Source organism: Rossellomorea aquimaris (genome assembly GCF_000935355.1).
Classification (GTDB): domain Bacteria; phylum Bacillota; class Bacilli; order Bacillales; family Bacillaceae_B; genus Rossellomorea; species Rossellomorea aquimaris_B.
The window spans coordinates 409029-435523 of sequence record NZ_JXZC01000001.1 but is presented as its reverse complement, the minus strand read 5'-3'; the positions used below and the strand labels follow the sequence as shown (position 1 = coordinate 435523).

At 41.0% G+C, this 26495-nt stretch carries 25 protein-coding genes and 1 pseudogene; 21 read left to right on the top strand and 5 right to left on the bottom strand.

Going from position 1 to position 26495, the window contains the following annotated elements; all coding sequences use genetic code 11:
• Window positions 1-319: 319 nt before the first annotated feature.
• From TV75_RS02290 to TV75_RS02265, 6 genes are all read left to right on the top strand, one after another.
• Window positions 320-1150 carry an MIP/aquaporin family protein gene (locus TV75_RS02290; RefSeq protein WP_044337018.1) on the top strand — a complete coding sequence of 277 codons (831 nt, stop codon included), beginning with the start codon at window positions 320-322 and terminating at the stop codon, window positions 1148-1150.
• A gap of 18 nt (window positions 1151-1168) precedes the next feature.
• A complete protein-coding gene (glpK, locus tag TV75_RS02285) occupies window positions 1169-2659 on the top strand; it encodes a glycerol kinase GlpK (protein ID WP_044337017.1) in 1491 nt (496 codons plus the stop codon).
• Window positions 2660-2831: 172 nt separating this feature from the next.
• Window positions 2832-4493: a glycerol-3-phosphate dehydrogenase/oxidase gene (locus TV75_RS02280; protein ID WP_044337016.1), complete on the top strand. Its 1662-nt coding sequence runs from the start codon at window positions 2832-2834 to the stop codon at window positions 4491-4493.
• A 362-nt stretch (window positions 4494-4855) separates the two neighbouring features.
• Complete coding sequence (locus tag TV75_RS02275) at window positions 4856-5737, top strand: SDR family oxidoreductase (RefSeq protein WP_216593396.1); 882 nt, start codon at window positions 4856-4858, stop codon at window positions 5735-5737.
• 132 nt (window positions 5738-5869) lie between these two features.
• On the top strand, window positions 5870-6295 hold the full coding sequence (locus TV75_RS02270) for an NUDIX hydrolase (protein ID WP_156142302.1): 426 nt from the start codon (window positions 5870-5872) through the stop codon (window positions 6293-6295).
• Between the two features lie 54 nt (window positions 6296-6349).
• Window positions 6350-6793: a DUF4064 domain-containing protein gene (locus TV75_RS02265; protein WP_082051114.1), complete on the top strand. Its 444-nt coding sequence runs from the start codon at window positions 6350-6352 to the stop codon at window positions 6791-6793.
• Between the two features lie 316 nt (window positions 6794-7109).
• On the opposite strand, the gene TV75_RS22255 is transcribed toward TV75_RS02265, so the two are convergent.
• A complete protein-coding gene (locus TV75_RS22255; RefSeq protein ID WP_253275457.1) occupies window positions 7110-7205 on the bottom strand; it encodes a putative holin-like toxin in 96 nt (31 codons plus the stop codon).
• A 250-nt stretch (window positions 7206-7455) separates the two neighbouring features.
• Here TV75_RS22255 and TV75_RS02260 point away from each other — a divergent pair, with 250 nt between their 5' ends.
• The 8 genes from TV75_RS02260 to TV75_RS02225 all read left to right on the top strand — a co-directional run bounded on the left by TV75_RS02260 (window position 7456) and on the right by TV75_RS02225 (window position 16271).
• Window positions 7456-8553 (top strand): M24 family metallopeptidase, encoded by a 1098-nt coding sequence (locus TV75_RS02260; RefSeq protein ID WP_044337014.1) that lies wholly within the window; start codon window positions 7456-7458, stop codon window positions 8551-8553.
• Between the two features lie 112 nt (window positions 8554-8665).
• The gene (locus TV75_RS02255; RefSeq protein WP_052504396.1) at window positions 8666-9103 is read left to right on the top strand and encodes a DUF6376 family protein; all 438 of its coding nucleotides are present in this window, start codon (window positions 8666-8668) and stop codon (window positions 9101-9103) included.
• Between the two features lie 249 nt (window positions 9104-9352).
• Window positions 9353-11512, top strand: a complete 2160-nt coding sequence (locus TV75_RS02250; protein ID WP_044337013.1) for a DNA topoisomerase III — start codon at window positions 9353-9355, stop codon at window positions 11510-11512.
• 306 nt (window positions 11513-11818) lie between these two features.
• Window positions 11819-12472: a type 1 glutamine amidotransferase domain-containing protein gene (locus tag TV75_RS02245; protein ID WP_367379295.1), complete on the top strand. Its 654-nt coding sequence runs from the start codon at window positions 11819-11821 to the stop codon at window positions 12470-12472.
• Between the two features lie 178 nt (window positions 12473-12650).
• Entirely contained in the window at window positions 12651-13031 is a 381-nt protein-coding gene (locus TV75_RS02240) for a CidA/LrgA family protein (RefSeq protein WP_044337012.1), read from the top strand.
• Window positions 13015-13701: an LrgB family protein gene (locus tag TV75_RS02235; RefSeq protein WP_044337011.1), complete on the top strand. Its 687-nt coding sequence runs from the start codon at window positions 13015-13017 to the stop codon at window positions 13699-13701. Before TV75_RS02240 ends, TV75_RS02235 begins: the two co-directional genes overlap by 17 nt.
• A gap of 222 nt (window positions 13702-13923) precedes the next feature.
• Entirely contained in the window at window positions 13924-14667 is a 744-nt protein-coding gene (map, locus tag TV75_RS02230) for a type I methionyl aminopeptidase (protein ID WP_044337010.1), read from the top strand.
• 317 nt (window positions 14668-14984) lie between these two features.
• The gene (locus TV75_RS02225; protein ID WP_052504395.1) at window positions 14985-16271 is read left to right on the top strand and encodes a globin-coupled sensor protein; all 1287 of its coding nucleotides are present in this window, start codon (window positions 14985-14987) and stop codon (window positions 16269-16271) included.
• A gap of 38 nt (window positions 16272-16309) precedes the next feature.
• Here TV75_RS02225 and TV75_RS22055 read toward each other — a convergent pair whose 3' ends face one another.
• The gene (locus TV75_RS22055; RefSeq protein WP_172655591.1) at window positions 16310-16465 is read right to left on the bottom strand and encodes a hypothetical protein; all 156 of its coding nucleotides are present in this window, start codon (window positions 16463-16465) and stop codon (window positions 16310-16312) included.
• Window positions 16466-16881: 416 nt separating this feature from the next.
• On the opposite strand from TV75_RS22055, the gene TV75_RS02220 reads away from it, so the two are divergent.
• Window positions 16882-17712, top strand: coding sequence for a 3D domain-containing protein (locus TV75_RS02220; protein WP_044337009.1), 831 nt, complete (start codon window positions 16882-16884; stop codon window positions 17710-17712).
• A gap of 325 nt (window positions 17713-18037) precedes the next feature.
• Complete coding sequence (locus TV75_RS22470) at window positions 18038-18622, top strand: 3D domain-containing protein (protein WP_044337008.1); 585 nt, start codon at window positions 18038-18040, stop codon at window positions 18620-18622.
• Window positions 18623-18669: 47 nt separating this feature from the next.
• Here the strand turns inward: TV75_RS22470 and TV75_RS22465 are convergent, their stop codons facing one another.
• Entirely contained in the window at window positions 18670-18801 is a 132-nt protein-coding gene (locus TV75_RS22465; protein ID WP_301280408.1) for a hypothetical protein, read from the bottom strand.
• A 588-nt stretch (window positions 18802-19389) separates the two neighbouring features.
• On the opposite strand from TV75_RS22465, the gene TV75_RS02210 reads away from it, so the two are divergent.
• The 4 genes from TV75_RS02210 to TV75_RS02200 all read left to right on the top strand — a co-directional run bounded on the left by TV75_RS02210 (window position 19390) and on the right by TV75_RS02200 (window position 24486).
• Window positions 19390-20919, top strand: a complete 1530-nt coding sequence (locus TV75_RS02210) for a glycine betaine uptake BCCT transporter (RefSeq protein ID WP_044337007.1) — start codon at window positions 19390-19392, stop codon at window positions 20917-20919.
• Window positions 20920-21150: 231 nt separating this feature from the next.
• Window positions 21151-21273: a YjcZ family sporulation protein gene (locus TV75_RS22245; RefSeq protein WP_172655644.1), complete on the top strand. Its 123-nt coding sequence runs from the start codon at window positions 21151-21153 to the stop codon at window positions 21271-21273.
• A 178-nt stretch (window positions 21274-21451) separates the two neighbouring features.
• Window positions 21452-22093: a lytic transglycosylase domain-containing protein gene (locus tag TV75_RS02205; RefSeq protein WP_044337006.1), complete on the top strand. Its 642-nt coding sequence runs from the start codon at window positions 21452-21454 to the stop codon at window positions 22091-22093.
• A gap of 167 nt (window positions 22094-22260) precedes the next feature.
• The gene (locus tag TV75_RS02200; protein WP_052504394.1) at window positions 22261-24486 is read left to right on the top strand and encodes a DEAD/DEAH box helicase; all 2226 of its coding nucleotides are present in this window, start codon (window positions 22261-22263) and stop codon (window positions 24484-24486) included.
• A gap of 63 nt (window positions 24487-24549) precedes the next feature.
• On the opposite strand, the gene selD is transcribed toward TV75_RS02200, so the two are convergent.
• On the bottom strand, window positions 24550-25602 hold the full coding sequence (gene selD, locus TV75_RS02195; protein WP_082051112.1) for a selenide, water dikinase SelD: 1053 nt from the start codon (window positions 25600-25602) through the stop codon (window positions 24550-24552).
• A gap of 226 nt (window positions 25603-25828) precedes the next feature.
• Between selD and TV75_RS22585 the strand changes: the two are divergent.
• Window positions 25829-26014: pseudogene (locus TV75_RS22585) on the top strand (Rdx family protein); the annotation flags it as partial.
• A gap of 58 nt (window positions 26015-26072) precedes the next feature.
• Here TV75_RS22585 and TV75_RS02190 read toward each other — a convergent pair.
• Window positions 26073-26465, bottom strand: coding sequence for an Hsp20/alpha crystallin family protein (locus tag TV75_RS02190; RefSeq protein WP_044337004.1), 393 nt, complete (start codon window positions 26463-26465; stop codon window positions 26073-26075).
• Between the last annotated feature and the right edge of the window lie 30 nt (window positions 26466-26495).

The following is a 26495-nucleotide window of genomic DNA, read 5'->3' as shown; positions in this document are numbered from 1 at the left end:
CGCTTTCATTGTGAAGTAATATTGTTCACAAGTTAATACGTTGTGAAAGAGATGAAGAGACTCACGTGAATTGCCTGCTATTGATGGGCATATTCCGTGAGTCTTTTTATTTTTTTCAACAGCCTTTAACAATAAAGAGGCTTGAATAACAAGATTATCACAGACAGATATGGGGTAAACGAGCTAAAAAGCCTCATAAAACCTCGAGGAGCGGCTGTGCCACAAGTTCTTTCTTCAGGACAGACGTTTCACACATACTGGTTAACGTCCAGCTGCAGATTAAAACAGTGCAATATCTAATTGAAATGAGGGATGATGTATGAATGCATTTTTAGGAGAAGTGGTAGGTACAGCTTTACTGATTATTTTCGGAGCTGGGGTTTGTGCCAATGTGAACCTCAAAAAGTCATATGCTTATAACTCTGGTTGGATCGTCATAGCATTTGGATGGGGCTTGGGTGTTGCCATGAGCGTATACGCCGTCGGGAAGTTCAGCGGGGCTCATTTAAATCCGGCTGTCACATTGGGACTAGCGTTCAATGGGGATTTCCCATGGAGCAGTGTACCTGAATACATTCTTGCTCAAGTGATCGGGGCGATCATCGGGGCAACGGTTACTTATTTACACTTTTTGCCCCATTGGCATGCAACAAAGGACCCGGGCGTGAAATTAGGGGTTTTTGCTACCGGACCGGCCATTCCGCATTATTTTTCAAACTTATTGAGTGAAATCATTGGAACTTTTGTTTTGGTAGTAGGATTATTATCTATAGGGGCGAATACCTTTACAGACGGATTGAATCCATTTATCGTCGGATTCCTTATTATCGCAATCGGGATCTCACTCGGTGGGACGACTGGCTACGCCATTAACCCTGCACGTGATTTAGGACCACGGATCGCTCACTTCCTGCTCCCGATTCCAGGAAAGGGACCATCCAACTGGGGATATTCGTGGATTCCGGTAGTCGGTCCGGTATTAGGTGGATCGTTTGGAGGCGTATTTTATAAAGCGGTATTCATTGGACAAGTCACGACAAGCTTCTGGGTGGTTCTTGTGATCACTCTTGCCGTCCTTGGACTTGCATACGCAAGTGACAGAAAGACCAGTTTAGCTAAAAAAGTACATCAATTATCAACTGAAAATTAATCTTTGGAGGGGTTATCAATGGAGAAATATATTTTATCTTTGGATCAAGGAACAACTAGTTCAAGAGCCATCCTTTTTAATAAACAAGGGCAAATCGTTCATACTGCACAAAAAGAGTTTACTCAGCATTTTCCCAAACCGGGCTGGGTAGAGCACAGTGCAAATGAAATTTGGGGATCCGTTCTGGCCGTCATTGCAAGCGTTTTATCGGAATCAAGTGTGAAACCTGAACAAATAGAAGGTATCGGAATCACAAATCAACGTGAAACGACCGTTGTGTGGGATAAGGAGACAGGAGACCCGGTTTACAATGCGATCGTCTGGCAATCCCGCCAAACTGCCGGAATCTGTGATGATTTAAAATCACAAGGATTAAACGAGACCTTCCGTGATAAAACCGGATTACTGATCGATGCTTATTTTTCCGGAACGAAGGTGAAATGGATCCTGGACAACGTCGATGGAGTTAAAGAAAGGGCGGAAGAAGGAAAGCTTCTGTTTGGAACGATTGATACCTGGTTGATTTGGAAAATGTCAGGTGGAACCGCTCACGTAACGGACTACTCCAACGCCTCACGCACACTTATGTATAATATTTATGACCTGAAGTGGGATGAAGAGCTATTGGACATACTTGGTGTACCTGAAAGTATGCTCCCGGAGGTCCGTCCCTCATCGGAAGTGTATGCAAAAACCGTCCCATATCATTTCTTTGGGAGGGAGATCCCGATTGCAGGTGCAGCAGGGGATCAGCAGGCCGCATTGTTCGGACAGGCCTGTTATGAGAAAGGCATGGCTAAGAATACGTACGGCACAGGCTGCTTTATGCTGATGAATACGGGTGAAAAAGCGGTGAAGTCTGATAATGGACTATTAACGACACTTGCCTGGGGAATCGATGGAAAGGTGGAATATGCTCTTGAAGGGAGCATTTTCGTTGCCGGATCTGCTATTCAGTGGCTTCGCGATGGACTCCGTATGCTGAAAGATGCAAAGGACAGCCAGGAATATGCAGAAAAAGTGGAGTCAACTGATGGAGTATACGTTGTCCCTGCATTTGTAGGATTGGGAACTCCTTATTGGGATAGTGACGTTCGCGGTGCTGTATTTGGGTTAACCAGAGGCACCTCGAAGGAACACTTTGTAAGAGCCACCCTGGAATCACTTGCCTATCAGACGAAAGATGTCTTGACTGCCATGGAAGCAGATTCCGGAATTTCCCTTAAAAAGCTGAGAGTCGATGGAGGGGCAGTAAAGAATGATTTCTTGATGCAATTCCAAAGCGACATGTTATCCGTACCGGTTGAACGCCCGGTAGTCAATGAAACCACCGCTCTTGGCGCTGCCTATTTAGCGGGCCTTGCCGTTGGATTCTGGAAGAACCGTGAAGAAATCTTCAAGCAGTGGAATAAAGATAAACAATTCGAACCGGCTATGGCCCCTGAGACACAGGAAGAACTATACAATGGTTGGAAAAAAGCTGTAAAAGCAACTATGGCTTTTAAATAAAAGATTTCTATGATATAATGAGACCAAGTTAATAAAACGGTTAGAGACCAAGAGAGACCAAACTTGCATTATGGCACACTACGTCCATGATGTTTGTTTCGGTCTCTTTTTTTATGGTTAAACAGTAGAGTGAGAGTTTAAATCATTTCTTAAATCCTAGGAGGAACCAACTATGACATTTTCAAGTACTGCCCGACAAGAAGTGAAACATACATTGTCATCGAATCAATTCGACCTGATTGTAATCGGAGGGGGAATTACCGGTGCAGGCATCGCCCTCGATGCATCCAAGCGGGGAATGAAGGTTGCTCTGGTGGAGATGCAGGATTTTGCGGCGGGTACGTCCAGCCGTTCAACAAAATTGGTCCACGGAGGCTTACGTTATTTAAAACAATTTGAAGTGAAAATGGTTGCAGAAGTAGGGAAAGAACGGGAAATCGTTTACGAAAACGGACCTCATGTCACAACTCCCGAATGGATGCTATTACCCCTGCATAAAGGAGGGACATTCGGTAAATTCAGTACCTCGATCGGCCTGAAGGTATATGACTATCTCGCTGGTGTTAAGCGAAGTGAAAGAAGATCCATGCTATCGGTATCGGAAACGTTAACGAAAGAGCCCCTCGTCAAAAAAGATGGTTTAAAAGGCGGAGGTTACTATGTAGAATACCGTACCGACGATGCACGTTTAACCATTGAAGTCATGAAGGAAGCAGTTGCTCATGGGGCAACGGCCTTAAACTATATGAAATCCCAGCGCTTCCTCTATGACAACAAGAAAGTAGTTGGAATAGAAGCAGAAGACCTGGTGACAGGGGAAACGATTGAAATTCGCGGATCAAAAATTGTCAACGCCGCCGGTCCTTGGGTCGATGATGTCCGCGGCAAGGATTACAGCACCAATAACAAGCAGCTTCGTTTGACGAAGGGGGTCCATCTTGTCATCGATCAAAGCAAATTCCCCCTTCGACAGGCCGTTTATTTCGATACACCTGATGGACGGATGGTATTCGCTATTCCACGCGATGGGAAAGCGTATGTAGGGACCACGGACACCTTCTTTGACTCTGAGAAAGCATCCCCTAATACGACGTCAGAAGACAGGGATTATATTTTGAATGCGATTCATTTCATGTTTCCCGATGTATCAGTAGGGAAGGATGATGTAGAATCGAGCTGGGCAGGCGTGCGTCCGCTGATATTTGAAAAAGGAAAGGACCCTTCTGAAATTTCGCGTAAAGATGAGGTTTGGGAAGCTGAAAGCGGTCTGATCACCATTGCAGGAGGTAAGTTGACAGGTTACCGCAAGATGGGTGAACACGTCGTTGACCTTGTTTCAACACGATTAAAAGAAAAAAACAAGCAGAAGTTCCCATCTTCCTCCACGAAGCATATGCCGATTTCCGGCGGCCATGTAGGGGGATCGAAGAATTTCCAATCATTTATTGATCAAAAGGCAGGAGAAGCCGTTCAATATGGATTGACTGAAGAAGAGGGCCGCAAACTTGCGGGAATGTATGGATCTAATGTTGATCAGCTATTCAAGCTTGCCCACGCTTATAGCGGAAGCAACGAAGGCTCCGTCCCTCCTTACTTGTATGCACAACTGATTTATGCGATTCAGGAAGAGATGGCCGCAACTCCTGTTGATTTCTTCATTCGACGAACAGGAGCTTTATTCTTCGACCGTGAATGGGTGGAGAAATGGAAGGAACCTGTCATTGATGTGATGGCAAAACTTCTGAATTGGAATATAGAGCAGAAAAAACAATATACTCTTGATTTGCACAATGAGTTGAAGAATGCAGTGGTACCAGTCGATCTTCAGTCATAAGCAAGAAAAAAGGCAGAATTTCATTTCTGCCTTTTTGTATTTTGCTCTTCTCCTTGCTTCATCCGCCCGAATTAAAGTTTAATAAATATGCTTACAATTATATAAATATATGAATAGTTGATGAAATTGACAGTAGATGACTGTTCATTTCCCGAGAGAACTGTTCATCCCTTCTTAGTGTCGTTGAATATCATATGGGATTGCTGTAGATTAAGAATAGAAATTGACACGACTTCCTCGTCAAAAGGGTGGCTTCAATGGGATGAAGCCACCCTTTTTTTGCATTTTTTCAACAAAAAAACTAAATGGATAAGGATATTATTGCTATACTAATAGAAAGAAAAAATGGGGAGGAAGCTGGATTGGATCATAAAATAGCTGTAGTGACGGGGGCTAATAGCGGGTTTGGTTTTCTCTCAACGCTGGAGCTGGCACAACTTGGATATAAAGTAATCGCCTCCATGAGAGACATTCATAAAGGAAGTGCATTGCTTCAACGGGCTGAGGAACTAAATGTGGGGGATTTAGTTGAGCTTCATCCATTGGACGTAACCTCGGAAGCATCCATTAAGGAATTCTCTATCTATCTTAATGGTTTGGGCAAGGTGCACATTCTCCTTAATAATGCAGGGTTTGCCGGTGCAGGATTTGCAGAAGAAGTGACAATCGATGAGTTCCGTGAACAATTCGAGACCAATGTTTTTGGTGTCATGAGAATGACTCAAATTGTCCTCCCATTTATGAGAAAGCAAGGAGAAGGTAAAATCATCAATATGAGCAGCATTAGTGGCAGATTCGGTTTTCCTGGACTCAGTCCTTATGTTTCTTCAAAACACGCTTTAGAGGGATACACCGAAAGTCTGAGATTGGAACTCAAGCCCCTTGGCATATCTGTACACCTGATCGAACCAGGTTCTTATCGTACGAATATCTGGACATCAGGAAAGAAAGTCACTCCACTCTCGATGCAAAAAAACTCTCCTTACTTTGGTTATATGGAGGCCATCAACTCGGAAATTCAAGAAGGTGCAGCTACTCTAGGAGATCCCAGGGAGGTTGCAACGATCGTAGGTGAAATAGCTCTAAACAAGAAAAAAGCCTTTAGAATTCCCATAGGAAAAGGAGTGCGATTAACCCTACTGATCAAAACCATCCTGCCATGGAGCATCATGGAAAAGATCATCTTAAAAAAACTCGGAATGAAAAATACTAAAAAGGACGGACCTTATAGCAAGGCAGAATAATGTCTGAATTTAAAGAATATTATTCTTTTGAAGGAGAATTTTGTCAAAAGAGAGAATATGCTTAAGGAGATCCATTAACTTATGGAATCACTAAATTAGTTTGAATCTTTCCACACGAAATGAGGTGATTGATTGAATGAATGGATTGGTGCATCTGCTCTTTGCATCCATGAAGGCCGTTTATTGATGGTGTTACAGGGGAAAGAGAAAGAAGAGAAGAGATGGTCGGTTCCTTCTGGGGGATTGGAAGGGGGCGAATCACTTCAGGAATGTTGTAAACGTGAAGTTTGGGAAGAAACAGGCTATGATGTTGAAGTGGGAAAACATTTGTATACAAAGTGGGGGAATGAAGGGAGAATCTCTACAAGAATTCATTACTACGAAGTCCAGCTCCTTGGAGGAGAGGCAACCTTACAGGACCCTGATCAATCAATACATAAAATCGAATGGTTTTCACTTCAAGAGTTAAAGGACCTGCCCCTGGGATTTCCAGAGGATCATTCCATCCTGGAAGCCTACCTGAATAAGAAGCTAAACACACTATCTTCAAAGGGATAGTGTCGTTTAAGCTCAATAAATTATATAGTATTTATTTATAAAGGAGAGAGTAGAATGGTGAAACGAACAGGAGAAGTAGTGATGGGAGTCATCGGAATTATCTTATCCGCATTATTTTCCATCATCGGAATCGTACTTAATATGGGAATGAGTAATCCTGAGGTCATGTCCCAAATCGAAGAAGGTATGGCAAGTGATCCAAACCTGCAAAACGAAGAAATGACAGCAGGAGATATATCTACCATTATTGAAACGGCTGAATCAATGGGATCTTACCTGGTGATTTTGGGAATCATTGCATCCATTCTTGGCATCATTGCTGTAGTGTCCATTGTAAAAAATAAGAAGCCAAAATTATCTGGAATCATGTTTATCATCGCTGCGCTTGTCATCGGACTCGGCACGATTGGATTTGGTTTTGTTCCTGGACTTCTGTTCCTCATTGCAGGAATCATGGCGTTTGTTCGCAAACCTAAAAAGTCGGACCCTGTATATTAAAAAATAAAGCTTAGAGAATCTTTCTCTAAGCTTTATTTTTTATTCATATTTAGCTTCCTCAACAAATAAAGTAGGAAATGATTAAGTGTTTTACGTTAGAGGAAAAAAGTTTTTTCCCCCTAAGATCTGCTTGTACTCCACTTGATTTCCGACGGGATTTATACTATCTTAAAAGTAGAGCATAATGAAAAAACAAGAGACACTGGCGGCAACCAATGTCTCTTGCTACACAGCAAACTGCAAGGAAAGCAGTGGCCCAATAGAGAAAGGAACATAACTCTACCCTTCAAAGTTTAGGCGCTTCATGAGGGTGGGGTTATTTCTTTTTGTCATTCGAAATAACTACGGCAATGATGGAGACAATTAAAGAGCCAAAGGTAATCATTAGCGTTAACGCCTCATACGTTGTCACTATAAGCACCACCTCCTTCTATAAGGAAGTGGCCACTCCCACCCTACATTCACTGTATGTTTCAAATTATAACACAAACACCCCGCGTACTTTATAGGCAAGAGGTAGGAAAAGCTTCACCCTATCAAAAAAACATGCCCCCCTTAAAAAACCATCCCATATTATACGTATAGTTCAAACTTTCTTCGAAATATGTTAGCATAGATATGCTCATATTAAACGATTACATAACATCTAGGAGGAATACACGATGAAACAGCGTATAGAAATGTTAAAAAACTGGTTGAAGGAAGAGAAGATCGACGCAGCATTTATTAATTCAACTGAAAATGTATTCTACTTAACGAATTTCCACACAGATCCACATGAGCGCTTAATGGGGCTATTTGTATTTCCGGATGCAGAGCCATTTGTCGTAGTTCCTGGAATGGAAGCACGTCAAGTGAAGGATGCCGGCTGGAACAATGAAGTGATTGGCTACTCTGATCATGAAAATCCATGGGAATTCATTCAGTCAGCCATTCAAAAGAGAAGTATAAATGGAGGCAAGGTTGCTTTCGAAAATGAAGTAGTTACCTATGGGCGAAGTCAAGCATTCTTAAACATCTTTGATTCACCCAATGTAGTGAATGTTGAAGACAAATTAAACGAGATGCGCGTAGTGAAGGACGAGAAAGAAATTGAAATCATGCGCCGAGCGGCAAAAATGGCGGACTTCGGGGTAGAAGTAGGTGTAAGTGCCCTCCAAGAAGGCATAACAGAAATGGAAGTTCTTGCGAAGATTGAATATGAATTAAAGAAAAAAGGCATTCGTGAAATGTCGTTTTCTACGATGGTCCTATTTGGTGAAAAGGCTGGAGATCCACACGGTAATCCGGGAAATCGCAAACTGAAAGCCGGGGACTTCGTATTATTTGATCTCGGAGTTGTCCTTGAAGGCTACACTTCAGATATTACACGTACATTCGCATATAAATCGGTTTCAGAGAAACAAAAAGAGATCTACAACACGGTTTTAAAAGCAGAACTGGCGTCACTAGATGCAAGTAAGCCCGGCCACCGCATTGGTGATCTTGATCAAATCGCCCGTGATATCATTTCAGAAGCAGGGTATGGAGACTATTTCCCACACCGAATCGGTCACGGCCTTGGGATCAACGTACATGAATTTCCATCAATGAGTCATTTAAATAATGGGATATTAAAAGAAGGAATGACCTATACAATAGAGCCTGGTATTTACGTACCCGAAATTGGCGGAGTAAGAATTGAAGACGATGTACTTATAACAAAGGACGGGTATGAAACTTTGACCAACTTCCCAAAAGAACTCCAAATTATTGAATAAGTCGAAATGAGAAGGCTGACGAAAGAGTGTCGGCCTTCTTTTAATGAAATGAAACTTTTACAGAAGTCGTTCGTATGTATAAGGGGAATAAGCTACAGGAGGATGAACTACATTGAAGAAAATATTGATCATTTTCAGCTTTTTTATGCTGGCAGGCTGTGGGATTCTCGAAGAAGCTAACAACAGTTTAACCTATGTGGAGGAAATGACCGATTACCTCAATGAAGCAGAACAATTTGCCAATGACTTCCCTGGATTAGTGGAAAATGCTGCAGCAGACCCCTCCACCATCCCGACACTTGAAGCAAGATTAAAAGACATGAAAACAGAAATACAAGAAATCAACGATCTCACTCCGCCTCAAGTGGCAGATAACATTCACCAAAAAGTGGAAGAATATAACGGTCAAGCGTTAGAAGGGATTGATCGGGCCCTGGTCGAGATAGATAAGGGAGAAGTACAGGTTTCAGAATTGAAAAACCTTGAAATCGTGAATACATTTAATCAACTTCAAGATATTAAAGGAAACTTAGAAAGTATAGGCCAATAACATAAAGGTGTTACAGATAAGATTCCTTATTTGTAGCACTTTTTTACGTTGAAATATTAAATCAGGCGATGGCGATCACTCTTGTAACAATGCTGAGTTGTCCAGAGCAGATACGAACGACCTCTTTGTAGGAAAATGATGTAATATATAACCGATAAAATACAACTGTGATTTCCTTGGATTAATAGAACAAGAGTTCTAAAAAACATGCTATAATAAAGGAATCATAGACATGGACAGGAGAATGTTATGAAAGTCGTTATTGCCGAAAAACCCGACCAAGGAGCAACCCTTGCAAAGCCTTTTCCTCATCGAAAGCGGCAAGGATACATTGAAATACATTCAAACGATGTGTTCCCCAATGGTGCATATATTACCTGGGCTGTAGGACATCTCTTCCAGCTTCAAGCCCCTGAAAAATACGAAAGTAAATGGAAGAAGTGGACTTTAGAAGACCTTCCCATCATACCTCTCCGATTTCAATATGAGCTTCAACGGGCAAAAGCAAAACAATTCTCAGTCATCAAGGAGCTTCTTAAGAAAAATGAAGTCACGGAAATCATCCATGCAGGTGATGCGGGACGTGAAGGGGAACTGATCATCCGAAATATCGTTTCCATGTCCCGAGTGAAGAAACCGATGAAGAGGTTATGGATTTCATCCTTAACAGAGAAAGCGATCCTTCAAGGGTTTACTAGTTTAAGAGAAGAGACTGAAATGCGCCCCCTCTATTATGAAGCCTATTCCCGTGCGTGTGCCGACTGGCTTGTCGGAATGAACGCATCAAGAGCATATAGCATCCTATTAAAACAACAAGGCATGTCTGATGTTTTTTCTGCTGGAAGGGTTCAAACCCCGACACTCGCTCTGATTGTGAGGAGAGATGAGGAGATAGATCGTTTTAAGAGCGAACCTTTTTGGGAAGTGAAGGCAAGCTTTCAAATCGGTGACCACACGTACGAAGGCATCTGGCAAAAGGAGGGGGAGTCCCGGATTCAATCTCGGGAGCTGGCAGAAAAAATCGCTTCTTTTTGCAAAAATAAGCCTGCAAGCGTAGATGAAATGAAAACAGAACGAAAAGAGTTTGCGCCTCCATTGCTTTTCAATCTTTCTTCACTTCAGGCAACGGTAAACAAAATGTATAAGTTTTCCCCTAAGAAAACACTGGATGTTCTGCAAAAGCTTTACCAAAAGGGTATAGTATCGTATCCAAGATCAGATTCACAATATGTAACAAAAGGCGAAGCAGAAACCTTTCCGGAAATATTATCTAAGCTTAAGGAATTCAGTCCGTACACTAACTGGATCCCAACTCCACAAGCTAGCTTACTGAACAACAAGCGTTTTGTAAATGAAGCGAAGGTTTCCGATCACTACGCCATCATCCCGACTGAACAGGTGACTGATCCACAATCCCTATTCAGTGATGAGAAGAAGATATATGATGTAGTGGTTAAACGCTTTATCGCCGCACATCACGATAAAGCTGTGATTAATTATACAACCATCACTACCGTTGTGGACGAACGGGCTGAGTTCGTTTCCAAAGGAAAGCAAATTCTCCAAGAGGGCTGGAGGCAGGTTCTGATGCAGAACGAGAAGGAGGATGAACCGCTGCTTCCACCCGTAAAGGAAAAAGACAAAGGTGTCGTAAATGCTATTCATACGAAGGAAGGAAAAACTCAGCCTCCTAAGCGGTACACTGAAGGACAGCTGATAACATTAATGAAAACAGCGGGAAAATATATGGAGAATGACGAGCTTGAAAAGGTGTTAAAGCAAACAGAAGGTCTTGGAACAGAAGCGACCCGTGCAGGGATTATCACCATGCTTAAAGATCGACAGTATATTGATATTCAAAAGAACATCGTCTATCCCACTGACAAGGCAAAGGTTTTAATTCGAGCCATTGGAGAAAACGTGTTAGCCTCAGCTGAAATGACAGCCAAATGGGAGCAGCGATTACAAGAAATAGGAAAAGGCTTGGCGTCTGCGCCTGAATTCATGGAACAAGTGAAGAAATTAAGCGATCGGCTTGTTCAAAATGCCCTTGAAGATTCTAAAATGTGGAATTTCAAGGACCTGGATACAGCTTCCATCCAGCGAGCAAAAGGGCGGAAAGGAAAAAGTGCAGCAAAAACCAGCATGGGCACGTGTTTAAAATGCGGTGGAAAGGTCATAGATAAAGGAAAATTCTATGGATGTTCCAATTATCAAAAGACGAAATGCAATTTTACAATTTCTAAAACCATACTCTCGAAGCGAATTACACAAGCGATGGTAAAAAAGGTGTTGGCCGATGGGAAATCCGATCGAATCGACGGCTTCAAAAAAGGCGAAAAGGAATTCTCAGCTTATCTTAGCTGGGATCACAACGAAAAGAAAATTCAGTTCCAATTTGATATCTGACCACTTATTAGAAGGTCGCCCATGGAGTAATCTATTTTTATCGTCTCCGATTCACTCAACACCCGGATAGAACCCACATGAATTAGCCGGTACCCACCCTATTGAGATTACCAGCATCAAAACGACCCCCTCCAAGGGAGTCGTTTTTTTATGTCTGGTTTTAAAACTTCTGCTAATGCTAACTGCAATGAATACGAAATGAGCTTTTATTTACACACAATAATTATTAGACTGAAGTTTAATTTCATCAGAAGTGGATAAAACAAAAGGGTAGGGAATCAGCTATTTAAAAATGGAGGGTATACATTGAAAAAAATATTAATGGTCTTAACAAATGAAAGCAAAATTGATGATGAACACGAAACAGGTCTTTGGTTATCTGAGTTCGCAGAACCATATGAAGAATTTAAGAATCAAGGATTCGGAGTAGATGTGGCCAGCTTAAAAGGCGGCCGCATTCCATTAGATCCTAATAGCCTCGATAATGAACAGGTGGAGAAGTGGAAGGGTGTCACAAAGGAACTTGACCAAACGATGGTTCTTTCCCAACTAAATGTAAATGAATATGCTGGTATCTTCCTACCAGGAGGACATGGTACGATGTTTGATCTGCCTGAGAGTCCAGAGCTTCAACAGGCACTGGCTCATTTTGCTGAAAACAACAAAGCGATTGGTGCCGTGTGCCATGGTCCAGCAGGCTTTGTTGGAACGAAATTATCAAATGGTAAATGGTTAGTTGAAGGAAAAAGCCTAACTGGATTCACGAATGAAGAAGAACAACAAACGGGTCTCGATTCATTGATGCCTTTCTTATTAGAGACAAAATTAAGAGAGCAAGGTGCTCAATTCGAAAAATCAGAGGCTTGGAGCGACCATGTTATGACGGATGGTAAATTCGTGACAGGCCAAAATCCACAATCCAGTCAATCAACAGCGGAAGCGTTCGTTAAAGTATTATAAGAGCGTATAAGCTGAATGAAAATTGATATGGAGCTTCTTTTCACGGGCAAGCCATAATATTTTTTCTAAAGAGCATGGGGAGGAAAAGAGCCCATGCTCTTTTCTCTTCTCCTATATTCTCTTTTCACCAACCATTTGTGTTAAAATCGTGAGAAGAATATGAGGAGAGGAGAAGCTCATGCAGGTTATCAGGGTCATCATTCAAATTGCCATTCTATGTTTATTTTTTGAAATTGGAAAGTGGTGTACAGATTTCTTTCACTTACCGATTCCCGGCAGCATTATCGGGATGCTGTTTTTGTTCTTCTTATTATTAACGGGCGTGGTGAAGGAACGATTATTACTGGACGGTTCAGGTTTTTTTCTTAGACACTTCTCCTTCTTTTTTCTTCCACTATCTGCTAGCGCCATGGTACTGGGGCCATATTTTATTGAGTTTGGATGGAAACTGGTTGTCATTATTGTCGTTAGTGGAATGATTGGTTTCATTGCTACATCTTTATCAGCAGAGAGTTTAATAAGATGGAAGGAGAAACGAAAACATGATCCATCTCATTAGTTCTCTACTGGCAATGGGCATAACGGTATTTTATTTTATCATCGGTGTAAAGATTCACCGTCTTTGGCCAAGCCCCTTAACGATTCCTATATTTATCAGTACGATTGCTCTTATTGTCACATTATGGATCGTGGATATCCCGTATGAACAGTATGCAGATTTCACTTCTTTCATAACGTATTTACTTGGTCCGGCTACTGTTGCCCTGGCGTTTCCCCTATATCAGCACCGAAAGTTATTAGTACAGCACATACAGCCTATACTTTTGGGGATTATCACAGGTAGCGGAATGTCTATCCTCCTTTCATATTTTTTCAGTATGTGGCTTGGGATTCCTTCTCAATGGAATCGCTCCTTGCTTATAAAAACCATTACAACCCCAGTAGCCGTTGATATTGGAAAGGTTATTGGAGCGAATATTGACGTCATTCCCACAGTGGTCATCGTGACCGGGATGTTCGGGGCTATGATCATCCCAACAATAATAAAATGGCTGGGAGTGAAGCATCCAATTGCAAAGGGACTTCCATTCGGCGTGATTTCCCATGGGGTGGGAACGGCACAAGCCATTAAAGAGGGCGAAAAGGAAGGCGCAGTAAGTGGTGCCGCCATGGCATTAACCGCCACAATCATGTCCTTCGTCATCCCTATTCTCTTCCTTTTTGTTTGATAGAGTGAGGAGAGGGAGCGAATATCACTATAATCAAGTATCATACTAATTGTACAGAGCACTTCCTTTGAGACTATTGCAACAGTGTTTAGGAAAGAAGCCTTTACAAAAATTGAAGAAATCCCGTGAAGTCTATCCTTACAGCAGCTTTCCCTTTAAAAATATAGAGTGTTTCGGTATAGTAAGGGAAGGTGAAATATCAAAAAAGAGAAGGAAGATATTATGATTGTCAAAACTGATGAAGATTTAAAAGCGTTAAAAGAAATCGGCCGCATTGTGGCGATGATCCGTGATGAATTACGATCTCAGACAAAACCTGGAGTAACCACTAAAGAACTAGATGAGATAGCTGGAAGACTGTTTGAACAAAACGGAGCAATTTCAGGCCCTAAAGGAGAATATGATTTTCCTGGTTTCACATGTATTAGTGTGAATGAAGAAGTCGCTCACGGGATCCCCGGAGATCGAGTGATTAACGAGGGTGACCTTATCAATATAGACGTATCTGGTTCTAAAAATGGGTATTATGCCGATACAGGAATTTCATTTGTTGTCGGAGAGGGAGACCCTAAGCTTACGGATTTATGTGAAGCTGCATTAAAAGCATTCCAAGCGGGTCTCCAAAAAGCAAGAGCCGGCTCTAAACAAAACGGAATCGGTAAAGCTGTTAATAATGAAGCGAGAAAAAATGGCTATACGGTGATTATGAACTTAACTGGTCATGGTGTTGGCCGCTCTCTGCATGAGAAGCCTGATCATATCTTAAATTATTTCGACCCATGGGATAATGCCCTTCTCAAAGAAGGAATGGTGATCGCGTTTGAACCCTTTATCTCCACAAAAGCACAAAATGTAATCGAAAAAGGCGACGGCTGGACCTACATCACACCCGACAACAGCCTGGTCGCCCAAATCGAACACACTATCATCATAACCAAAAACGAGCCAATCATTTTAACACAGTAAAGCAGTGAGGGACGGACCTTGATTCCCGGGAGTAGCTCCTGGGATCAAAGGTCCGTCCCTCATTTTGTATATGTTTTGTACAACAAATGAAGTAAATGATATTGGGGGAACTGATTAGGTTTAGCTTGATTTGTGTCGATTAACTTGTTTTGTCTCGGTACATAGCAAATAGATTCACCCTTGGTTGAATTATTGAAATTTTGCAAACAAAAAGATTGTCTTAGGAAAAAAGTTGGGGTAAAGTAGATATATTAAACTTATACAAAATTTATACATATCGATCAAAAAATACCAAAATCTATCGGAGGCAATCCCTTATGGCTGTTTTATTTTCGAGAAAACCTAAGATTGAACCTGTAATCGTTCCTTCATCCAACTTCATTAATCTACAAGATAAGAAACTGAATGAAAGACTACACTATATGCAATTCCAGGAACACCATTTAAGCGAGTTAAAAGAAGTTCTCCCTGTATATGAGCAATTATCCGATTCCTTACTTGAAACGGTATTAGACCACCTATATAAGCATCCCAGTTTAGTTGAGATCGCTGTAAATCACTCCAGTCGAGAGCGATTAAAGACCGTATTCCATGATTATTTCCGTTCACTATTCTCTGGTGAGTTGAATGAAGAGTATTTCTCAATGAGGGAACGAATGGGGAAAACCCATAATCGGAATGGTGTTACCATCGATTGGTTCATTTCTACCTACACCACCATTCAGCATTTATTAATCCCGAAGATTGTAGAGCTTTACCAAAACGAACCATCTAAACTCGCTTCCGTTCTGGTAGCGATTGATCATGGCATACACTTAGACGCTAGCATCGTATCTGAATACTATATTCAAAGCAGGATGGATGAGCTGGAAAAACTTCATCAAGAAAACCAGGCCCTTCAAGTAGAAATGCTCAACATGAACACTGAGCTCGGTTCTTCATTAAGTCAAACGGAACAAAGCCTAAACGAGACCGCGACGAAAGCGGAACGTATCCGGGCTGAATCTGAAAACACAGAGAAAAGCAGCAAAAACCTCCTTCAGCTTTCCAATATGAACAAAGACCAAACAGATAATATGATCGATAGCTTTGGCATCATTACAGAGCAAATTAAAACGCTGTTAAATGAAATCAAGGGTGTTAAAACGATAGCAGAACAGATTACGCCGCTTTCAAATTCAATTCAGCAAATAGCTGAGCAAACGAATCTCCTTGCCTTAAATGCTTCTATAGAAGCAGCACGAGCAGGTAATGAAGGCAGGGGATTTGCAGTAGTGGCATCAGAGGTCCGAAAGCTTGCAGAAGATTCAAAGAAACTGAGCACCTCCATTCATCAGCTTGTAAATGAAAGTAACAAGCAAATCGGCGTAGTCTCCAACCGCGTTCGAAACATCACTGATTTAACGGAAAATTCACGAAGAGAGATCGGAAATGTTCAAAGCGGTATTATGACTGTCCAAATGGAGATGGAAAACTATATGGGCATGTTCAAACGAAATCAGTCTGAATTAAATTATATCGTTGAAGCAATCAGGCAGATTAATCATACGACTGACGAATTGGTTCAGTTTGCTTCCACGATCATTCATAAAATGAATAAATAAAAAAAGGGAAACCGAATTGAAGTCGGTTTCCTTTTTTATTAAACGATTTTCGTCTTACCGCACTCTTGACACTTTCGATAAAACTTTCCATCTAATACGCGAGATTTGAAAATATTGTTGCCGCATTCACAGCGACCACTGTGCTCATCGGGATCATCTTTATAAAGTACGATATTTTCTTCCTGATTTTCCATCCTTGTCATCCTCCAGATTATTCGTTCCTTCTAATAGTATAGAGGCAATCTTCTACCTTGTTAAGATTAAATCTTATTTCATCCAAAAAAATGAATCTTATTCATTAAATATAATATTTGAAATTTTATAGCTAACAAAAAAGATAAAATGATCTCTATTTTCAACTGCAAATTGAATAGAACCTTTTGCTATTTAATCCATAAATATCCTTTATAACTATAATTTTCTTTAATAATTACCATAGTATTCCTATACATGATAGTTTATACAGGAAATCGCTTTCTATTACAGTCGTGAAATATTCTTGACGCACGATATTAAAGTTCCTGTTATTGAATTGAGATTTTACTATGTTAGTATTTTCCCTGTTAGCAAAAATAAATAAACCGCTAGCTACATAAGGAGGAATTTTTCTATGAAACTAAAAAAATCGATTATTTCTGTGGCTGCATTTACTACACTTGCAGTGTCTGGTGGAGCTAGCGCTTCAGCACAAGACATAGAAGTAAAAAAAGGCGACACACTTTGGGGACTTGCAAAAGAATACGGAACATCTGTTGATCAACTCATGACATGGAATAACTTAAATTCACACATTATCTATCCTGATCAGGAACTTCAGGTATCTTCCAAAGAGTACTATACAGTAAAGAAGGGTGACACACTTTGGGGAATATCATCCCATTACGGGGTTTCCGTTGACAGCTTAATAGGCTGGAATGCACTTGAAAGTGATCTTATTGTCCCTGGACAAGAATTAGTCATCAATCTAGACGATAAAAAAGCACCTTCAGCTACTGCAAATACTTCTGAGCAAGCAGCAGCGCCTGCTACAGAAGAAACAGCAGAAGTAGCTCCAGAAGCTGAAGCGCCAGAAGCAGAACCAGCAGAGGCACAACCTGCTGAAGAAGAACCTGCAGCAGAAGAACCAGCTTCCCAAGAAGAAGCTGTAAAGGAAATCACAGTAGAAGCGACTGCATACACAGCGAGTTGTGAAGGTTGCTCAGGTACGACAGCCACTGGTGTGAACCTTTTAGAAAATCCAGATGCTAAAGTAATTGCAGTAGATCCAAATGTCATTCCACTAGGATCTAAGGTATATGTTGAAGGCTACGGCTATGCTACTGCAGAAGATACTGGTGGAGCGATTAAAGGTAATCGAATTGATGTATTCATCCCATCAAAAGACCAAGCGGTTGACTGGGGCAGAAAATCAGTTAACGTAAAAATTCTTGAAACGAAATAATAGATTAAAAACCACTGAGAAATCATTCTCAGTGGTTTTTTTTGAGTTAATCTGTCACGCAAGGTGATCATTGTGTAAACTTCCAAAAAACTCCTTCAACACAATTTTTCTCACGAATCTTCTACGCTTCACATCAAACATTTTCCCGAAAATGAAAGAATTAGAAGCATTTCCAGCTTAATTGCCAGAAAACAATAAATATTACACGCTTGTCATCTAATTGTTATCGGTTTATAAACAGTTTGTTATGTGCCTGAGGTAAGTCTATGTTACTATTTCAACTGTTGGTTTCACAGACCGAACACAAAAGGAGGAATTCTGCAAGATGACAAAAGTATTATTTTCCATTTTTTCCTTCACAGTTTTTCTAACAATCGGGCTTACATCTGCCACTGCAGATTCAGACGATAATGATACTGCAATGAATGATTATCATAATATAGAACAAGGCGATATTCTCTGGGAGATTGCAAATCGATATCATGTTTCGATAGATGAAGTTGGGACACGCCAACAACTTTTAGAAGAAGGTATTACTGTGAATAACGAATCAGAAGAAGATCAAGAGGTTAAATCAGCAGATACAAAGTCCTCTGAGGATTCTGAGGACAATGTTGTGAAAGAGGTCAATGTGACGGCTACGGCGTACACAGCGTATTGCGAAGGCTGTATTGGTATCACAAAGACAGGCGTAGACTTAATCGAAAACCCTGATGCCAGAGTCATTGCCGTCGACCCAAGTGTCATTCCATTGGGATCTAAGGTGTATGTAGAAGGATACGGTTATGCCCGTGCCGAAGATACAGGAGGAGCCATAAAAGGAAACCGCATCGACATTTACATGGAAAAAGAAAAAGATGCCCTAAAATATGGTGTACAGGATGTCAAAGTGAAAATTATTGAAGAGTAACGAATAATCAGGACGCCGACTCGGGCGTCCTTTTTGTATCAAAAAAACTATTTACCATTAACATTAGAACCTTTTCTAGCAGAAGGAGCTACGGATTTGATCTCAATTTCCTCACCCATTTGTTGTTGAGCTAATTTTTCAGCTGTTTCATGTTGCGATTTGTTTGGTTTATTTTTCATGACTCTACCTCCTTTCATCCATTCTTTTAATAATATTCACCGATAGAAGAAAATTACTACAAGAACTTCATACGGAATTCCCAGATAAAACTTCAAGTGTATTTAGAAGAAATCTTTCATACTATCCATCAATGCCTATTCTTCTTCTACTAAATTTATGTGCTGATGGTCAACACATATTTGCTTTACTGGATTCTTAAAGCGTCTTCATTTCCAGTCTCCCAAGCTTAAAAAATTCCTATATGGACTTTCAATTTTAAAACGATTTTTAAAAAAGAAGAGGGATGAAAACGCTTAAATGACAAACACTATAAAAAAAATTAGTGGTTATCACTTGCAAAGTTAAACTTTTTTCTGATAGGGTAACAAATGTTGGTTTTATGAGAGTGTCGTGAGGGAATAGGTAATAAGTAATTATTCCCCCACAATCCTCAGAATGCACATATTCCCATCTGCATTAACTGAGACTCTTTCATGATGAAGATTATTGCCGCTGGTGTACATACTATGATGAACACCCATAATCCGGCTGTCGTTACCTTCATACAGTAAAGAGCAAAAAACATTGAGAATGGAAAGGAGAATTTTATGAAGAGGATATCAAATGTTTTCTGGATTACCGTTGCATTAGTTGCGGCTTCTGTTGCTTATGGAGTAATCGCTCCTAAATCCTTTGAAACCGTAACAGCCAATATGCAATCTTTTATCACCTCAACATTCGGTTGGTATTATCTTATTTTAGTAACAGTGATTGTTATTTTCTGCGTATTCTTGATCTTTAGTCCAATGGGAACAATTAGATTAGGAAAGCCAGACGAGAAACCTGAGTACACGAAAGGAACATGGTTCGCCATGTTGTTTAGTGCAGGGATGGGAATCGGTTTAGTATTCTGGGGGGCAGCCGAGCCGCTGTCACACTATTTGACGCCTCCACTTGCTGAAGGTGGAACGAATCAGGCGATCAAAGAATCAATGCGCTATACGTTTTTCCATTGGGGAATACATGCGTGGGCGATCTATGCGATTGTCGCTTTAGCGCTTGCTTATTACAAATTCCGTAAAGATGAGCCCGGCTTAATCTCCGCTACATTGAAACCGATCTTTGGAGATAAAGTGAACGGTCCACTGGGAACGATCATCGATGTACTGGCTGTATTCGCCACTGTTGTCGGTGTTGCAACGACGCTTGGATTCGGTGCAGCGCAAATTAACGGAGGACTTTCCTATCTACTGGGAGTTCCAAATAATTTCACCGTTCAATTCATTATTATTGCGGTAGTCACCGTTTTATTTATGATCTCGGCATGGTCTGGATTGAGTAAGGGAATTAAATATCTATCTAATACGAATATGGTACTGGCAATTGGACTGTTTGTGTTAATGTTCTTTATCGGACCTACATTGCTCATCCTGAATATGTTCACTGATACAATCGGTGCCTATATTCAGAACATCGCTGCCATGAGTTTCAGGATTGCCCCATTAAACGAAGAGCATCGCGGGTGGATCAATGGCTGGACGATTTTCTATTGGGCATGGTGGATTTCCTGGTCCCCATTTGTCGGAATCTTCATTGCACGTGTTTCACGAGGCAGAACCATTCGTGAATTCTTAATCGGTGTACTACTGCTTCCTGCATTGGTCAGTTTCATTTGGTTCGCTACTTTTGGTACATCTGCCATTGAAGTCCAACAAGCAGGAACAGATATATCAGGTCTGAATACAGAAGAGGTATTATTTGCTGTATTCAACAGTTTTGAATGGTCAACGATCCTTTCGGTCATTGCCATCACATTAATCGGAACCTTCTTTATTACGTCTGCTGACTCAGCTACGTTCGTCCTGGGGATGCAAACAACTTATGGTTCCTTAACTCCACCTAACTATGTGAAATTAACTTGGGGACTTGCTCAGTCAACTGTTGCATTAATCCTGCTCTATAGTGGAGGATTGCAGGCATTACAAAATGCATTGATTGTCGCAGCACTGCCATTCTCGGTCATTATGGCCCTGATGATGCTGTCTCTTTATAAATCACTGAATCAAGAGAAAAAAGAGCTGGGATTATACATCAAACCTAAGCCAAGAAAAACCAAAGAACCCAAAGAGCATATGTAAAATCTAAGAGAGCCTGGAGTTTTCCAGGCTCTCTTTTTTCTATAACGAGCACTACTTATCTAGACATTTTACTCATTTTCCACTTCTCCACAATAAGCAAAACCCACTGTTCATAGGCAATCTGCTCCAGCTGTATTTCATGGTCAAAAAGTGAATGAAGATTTTAATTAACCTACAATTTGTCCACTACATACATTAATATCGTAGTAAGATAACTGGAGGTGACTGATGATGTATGGATATGGATACCCTGGATATGGATATGGCTGCGGTGGTGGCTACGCTGGTGGCTTTGCGTTAATCGTAGTATTATTCATCCTATTAATTATCGTTGGAGCAGCGTTTGTTTGTTAACAATAAATAATGGTTAGGTGACCCCGGCCTAAGTCGATGATTTCTCTACCTACATCCGGTGAAGAAAGAACTGACTTCAGGGGTCATCTTTTTTATTTATACATAATGGATTGTCATGGATTGGATCTCATATTAAAATACAAGAGGAATCAATATTCTTGTAAAGGATCGAACCTCAATGACTAAAAAAGTGACAAAGAAAAAGCGTCCAAGTAAGAAAAAACGATCCTCACCATTTACGATCGTCCTCATTCCCATTATCGTCTTAGTTATCTATTATGCTGTTTATAATGGAGAGGTCTCTTATAACCTGTCTTCCATTGGTAAAGAAGAGATCCCATCCGAATATATTCCCATCTATAAAGCAGCCCAAGAAGAATATGGGGTACCCTGGTACTTACTGGCTGCCCATCACCGGGTCGAAACGAAATTCTCAACCATGAAGACCCTCGTCTCTCCAGCAGGTGCAGAGGGACACATGCAGTTTATGCCGTGTACCTTTGTGGGCTGGTCCCATCCAACTTGCTCAGGTCTGGGAAAAGGAAACATCCCTTCAGATCAAAAGACAGACCCTGCCGTCATTGAAAAGTACGGCGGATATGGGGTTGATGCTAACGGGGATGGAATAGCCGATCCTTTTCAAATTGAGGATGCAGTTTTCAGTGCTGCCAACTATTTAGCGCGGAATGGAGCAGCCGACGGAAAAATCGAACAAGCCGTATTTGCCTACAATCATAGCGACCAATATGTGGAAGATGTTCTGTACTACGCAGACCGATTTGTAGAAAAGGAAAAAGAGGAGTCAGGCAAGGCCATGTGATTCCTTAATAGTTTGGGGAAGAACCTGGATCTTATCTCGGTTCTTTTTTTTGATTTTTTCTTATAAGTGCCAATGAAAATTTCCCAATAAGTCCTTAATCGTATACACCCACTTAATAAATTGATATGATAAGGTTCGTGATTTTACGTATAACAAAGGTGATTTAATTGAAAACAATAGAAATGATAGAAGAATGGAAAACCGCTCTTGATATGGAAATTCTACAACTTAAAAAAAGAGAAACATCTGGAGTTATGATAGAAGAAGGCAGATGCATCCGAAAAGAAGAGAATGCTTATATTTATTGGTTCACCCTTGGTTATGCTGCCTCCTTACCTGAAGGAGGGGGCGTGGTTTATAAACGGAAGCAATCAAGAATCCCAGGGGTGGTGATTAGTTCAGAGGACCGGGAGTGCATAATTGAGCTCGATCAGTTCATTGGAGACACCATCTCAAATGGTCAACTACTGCACGAACCATGGGAAATATTAGAGAAGCTGATCGATCGATTGGACGAAGCAAAAGAGCGTCATGGAAAAACACAGCGTATTCAACATGTGATAAATCCATTGAGGGAAACAAGGCATCCGTATACTCCGTTTAAAAACCCTCTTCATGAAGCATATGTGCGCAGTAAGTATAATCCGGTTACGTATCTTTGGGGACCACCTGGAACAGGAAAAACCTATACCCTTGCCAGAGTGGCTGCTTATCATTATTCTGAAGGGAAAAAAGTGCTGCTTCTTTCCCATAGTAATGCTGCGGTTGATGTCTTAATAGAAGAAATGCATCACTTCCTCAGCAGTCATGATCGGTGGAAAGCAGGCGAAGTCATCCGCTATGGTACCAACAGGAAAGCGTATAGTGAAGAAGTTACAGATTTAAGTGTGCTTCAAATATTAGAAGGACTTGACCCCGGCCTGGCAGAGGAAAAAGAAAAGGTCGAAACCTACAGGAGAAGGTTAAAAAATAAACTGGCTAAAACGTATTCAAGTTACGACTCAGAACGGTTGTCTCAGCTAGAGGTTCATTATCAAAAAATCAAAGAAAAGTTTAAACGAAGAGAAGGTGAACTTGTCACAGACGCAAGGGTCATCGGGACGACTCTCTCAAAAGCTGCGATTGATGGTATTCTTTATGAGGAAGAATTTGACCTTGTCATTGTGGATGAGGCAAGTATGGCCTATATACCTCAGGTAGCATTTGCTGCATCCCTGGGAAAGAAGATCATAATTTGCGGGGATTTCAAACAGCTCCCACCAATTTCCACATCCTTTCATCCGATGGTAAAGAAGTGGCTGAAAGAAGACATCTTTCATTCTGCGCAGGTTGCACATGCCGTTGACAGGGACCTGGATCACCCGCAGTTATTATTACTTCCAGAACAGCGGAGGATGCATCCCAGTATTTCGGCGTTCACCAATCACTATATCTACCATTCTAAGGTAGGCGATCACCATTCTGTACAATTGAAGAGAGCCGGAATTACGAATAAAAAGCCTTTTGCTTCACATGGAGCGGTATTATTTTCACTGAAAGAAGGGACTGAATGGGCAGAGGCTCAAAAAGGCTCACGTTGGAACGTCCTATCTAGCGTAGTGACGATCCAACTTACTCTGCAAGCAATCGAGGATGGAATTCAATCTATCGGAATTGTAACTCCCTACCGTATTCAAGCGAAATGGTATAATCTTTTACTAAATGAATTGGTAAAGAGCACACATCCTCAGACAGATTTATATGCCGCTACCGTTCATGGTTTTCAGGGATCGGAAAATGACATGATCATATTTGACCTCGTGGATGGGGTTTCCCATGGAAATCCCGGGGCGTTACTTACCCGGAGCGGAAGCGATAGACTGCTCAATGTTGCAATTACACGGGCGAGGGGGAAGTTTGTTCTTATTGGAAACGATCAATTTATCCAGGAGAATACTCCTTCATCCAAACCGGTTCATCAATTCATCCGACATTTACAACAGAAGGGGCATAAGGAAACAAGTTCAACACTCGCTCCTCTTTCAACCAAAAAAATGAAGTGGATTGATATGGATGATCACCGTAAACTTGTCAAGGATATTCAGGCAGCTAAAGAAACAATCCTGGTGAACGTGGGGCATCCAAGAGATATCCCGCCGGATATAATGAACGTATTAAAAACTGTATCAAAAGAGAAAAACGTCATCCTCCAATGTAAAGACGGCAGCTCCTTACAATCGGGAATGTGCTTCAACACTGAAAACTCTACAACGGGCATCCCATTCATTGTGCTGGATAAGAAGGTCATCTGGTTCAATTCTTTCTCAAAAGAAAAAAACCGATTCCCTTATCATGTTAGAATATTATCAAGGAAAATGATCGGTCAATTCCTCAAAATGATTGAAGAGAAATAAGCGGTGGTCCTTTTGATAGCTAGTAGCAGAAATCTACTTCGTTCAAAAGGAGCCACCGTTTTCTTATTTTTCAACCAGGATACTCCAGTCCTGTTTCGCTCGCACCCTGCCAATGATACTTGCTGATACAGAGTGAAGCCGTAAATCCTGTATATACTTTGCTCCTTGATCCTCAGGCAGACTTACTAATAATCCTCCTGAAGTTATCGCATCGCATAAGATCCATTGATCTTCCTGTTCAAGACCCGGATCATATGAAACTTTTCCTTCAAGCCACTTATGGTTAGCTTTGGATCCACCAGGAATGACTCCATGAGCTGCTAATTCTTTCGTCCCTTCTAGCAGGGGAATGGATGAGTATGAGAACTGGATGGACACATTACTTCCTTTAGCCATTTCAAAGGCGTGTCCCAATAAACCAAAACCTGTTACATCTGTCACTGCATTCGGATGGTAAGCATGTAAAACTTCTGAAGCTAATTTATTTAACGTACTCATGACCTCGATCACATCTTTTTCTTGATCAACTGTCACCACTTCCCGTTTGATGCCTGTCGTTAAAATGCCAACACCTAATGGTTTTGTTAGAACAATAACGTCTCCTTCTTTGGCACCATTATTTGTCCAATACTTTTTCGGGTGAACGATTCCCGTCACACTTAAACCAAATTTAGGCTCTTGATCGTCGATAGAATGGCCACCGACCGTCACAGCACCAGCTTCAATCACTTTACATTGTGCTCCGGACAAGATTTCAGCAAGTATTTCACTTCCAAGCTTTTTAATAGGAAAGCCGACAATATTTAAGGCGGTTTTCGGCGTTCCACCCATTGCATAAACATCGCTTAGTGCGTTAGCAGCTGCAATTTGACCGAACTGGTATGGATCATCCACAATCGGGGTGAAATAATCCACGGTTTGTACCATAGCAAGTTCATCTGTAAGTTGATAGATACCACCATCGTCAGATGATTCCCTTCCTACTAATAATGCTTCGGTAAATGGTTGAGGGGGTAGCTGACGCAAAACTTGCGTCAAGTCACTAGGACTAATTTTACAGCCTCAGCCGGCTTTTGAAGAAAGTTCTGTCAAACGAATAATTTCTTCCCTGCTCATTCACTTCACCCCTTTATGTATGAATAATCTAATTGTACAGGATAAAAATACAATTGGGCAAAGGAGAAGTGAAGATCAATTGGAAATGAGGGGGGAAATAAGATGATATACAGTTGAAATTCCTCTATAATATAGGGGAATCCAACAGACACAAAAAAGGAGGAGAATCATGATGAAAAAAGTTTCGATTACAATCGAATTTTGCATGATGTGAAACTATGCACCTAAAGCCGCGAGTTTCGCGGAACAACTGTTTACCCATTTCCGTTCAGACATTCAAGACCTAAAGTTATTACCGTCCTCTGGTGGTGCCTTTGAAATTACTGTAGGGGATAAAAAGATTTATTCCAAACTGGATACAGGCGTTTTCCCGGATGTCGACCGTATCATCTCTTCGATCGAATCCTTATAAACATGGAGAAAGGTCTGAGTGTTTATCTCAGACCTTTCCATCTATTTAGAGAATATGATTATTCATTAGATAACCCTTGGACTCGAATAAAGAAGGATGAGGGGGTGGGGCATTCCATTTTGGGAACATTGATTTCGATTGTATGATGCTCAATTGAATAGGTGATCGCCCTTTGTTTTAAGCAAAATGGAAAGCGTATAGTGCGATTTCTCACCTTGATTTCATCTTTCATCAATATCGATACTAGCAATTGAGTATCATTTTTCTTAATGATCAATTCCTCAGGACAAATATTTTCTGTCTCAATCTCTACAATGAATGCTTCCGTCGTATCCAGAAATTCTACTTTAAACTCTTGTTCATCCAATTGAACCGTAGCAGGATCCAACAACCAATCCTTCATATTCTCCTCCCAGTTCTCTAAATAGAAACCCTCCTTTTCCTTACTCATTTACACCTGACCCCCAACTTCTTCTTTTAC

What these genes read in the sequence shown, in the direction of transcription:
- glpK (WP_044337017.1), top strand. Translation starts at nt 1,169, where the DNA reads ATGGAGAAATATATTTTATCTTTGGATCAAGGAACAACTAGTTCAAGA.
- map (WP_044337010.1), top strand. Translation starts at nt 13,924, where the DNA reads ATGATTGTCAAAACTGATGAAGATTTAAAAGCGTTAAAAGAAATCGGC.
- TV75_RS02235 (WP_044337011.1), top strand. Translation starts at nt 13,015, where the DNA reads ATGATCCATCTCATTAGTTCTCTACTGGCAATGGGCATAACGGTATTT.
- TV75_RS02210 (WP_044337007.1), top strand. Translation starts at nt 19,390, where the DNA reads ATGAAGAGGATATCAAATGTTTTCTGGATTACCGTTGCATTAGTTGCG.
- TV75_RS02190 (WP_044337004.1), bottom strand. Translation starts at nt 26,465, where the DNA reads ATGAGTAAGGAAAAGGAGGGTTTCTATTTAGAGAACTGGGAGGAGAAT.
- TV75_RS02250 (WP_044337013.1), top strand. Translation starts at nt 9,353, where the DNA reads ATGAAAGTCGTTATTGCCGAAAAACCCGACCAAGGAGCAACCCTTGCA.
- TV75_RS22055 (WP_172655591.1), bottom strand. Translation starts at nt 16,465, where the DNA reads ATGGAAAATCAGGAAGAAAATATCGTACTTTATAAAGATGATCCCGAT.
- TV75_RS22245 (WP_172655644.1), top strand. Translation starts at nt 21,151, where the DNA reads ATGTATGGATATGGATACCCTGGATATGGATATGGCTGCGGTGGTGGC.
- TV75_RS02225 (WP_052504395.1), top strand. Translation starts at nt 14,985, where the DNA reads ATGGCTGTTTTATTTTCGAGAAAACCTAAGATTGAACCTGTAATCGTT.
- TV75_RS22470 (WP_044337008.1), top strand. Translation starts at nt 18,038, where the DNA reads ATGACAAAAGTATTATTTTCCATTTTTTCCTTCACAGTTTTTCTAACA.
- TV75_RS02205 (WP_044337006.1), top strand. Translation starts at nt 21,452, where the DNA reads ATGACTAAAAAAGTGACAAAGAAAAAGCGTCCAAGTAAGAAAAAACGA.
- TV75_RS02280 (WP_044337016.1), top strand. Translation starts at nt 2,832, where the DNA reads ATGACATTTTCAAGTACTGCCCGACAAGAAGTGAAACATACATTGTCA.
- TV75_RS22465 (WP_301280408.1), bottom strand. Translation starts at nt 18,801, where the DNA reads ATGAAAAATAAACCAAACAAATCGCAACATGAAACAGCTGAAAAATTA.
- TV75_RS02240 (WP_044337012.1), top strand. Translation starts at nt 12,651, where the DNA reads ATGCAGGTTATCAGGGTCATCATTCAAATTGCCATTCTATGTTTATTT.
- TV75_RS02265 (WP_082051114.1), top strand. Translation starts at nt 6,350, where the DNA reads ATGGTGAAACGAACAGGAGAAGTAGTGATGGGAGTCATCGGAATTATC.
- TV75_RS02260 (WP_044337014.1), top strand. Translation starts at nt 7,456, where the DNA reads ATGAAACAGCGTATAGAAATGTTAAAAAACTGGTTGAAGGAAGAGAAG.
- TV75_RS02290 (WP_044337018.1), top strand. Translation starts at nt 320, where the DNA reads ATGAATGCATTTTTAGGAGAAGTGGTAGGTACAGCTTTACTGATTATT.
- TV75_RS02220 (WP_044337009.1), top strand. Translation starts at nt 16,882, where the DNA reads ATGAAACTAAAAAAATCGATTATTTCTGTGGCTGCATTTACTACACTT.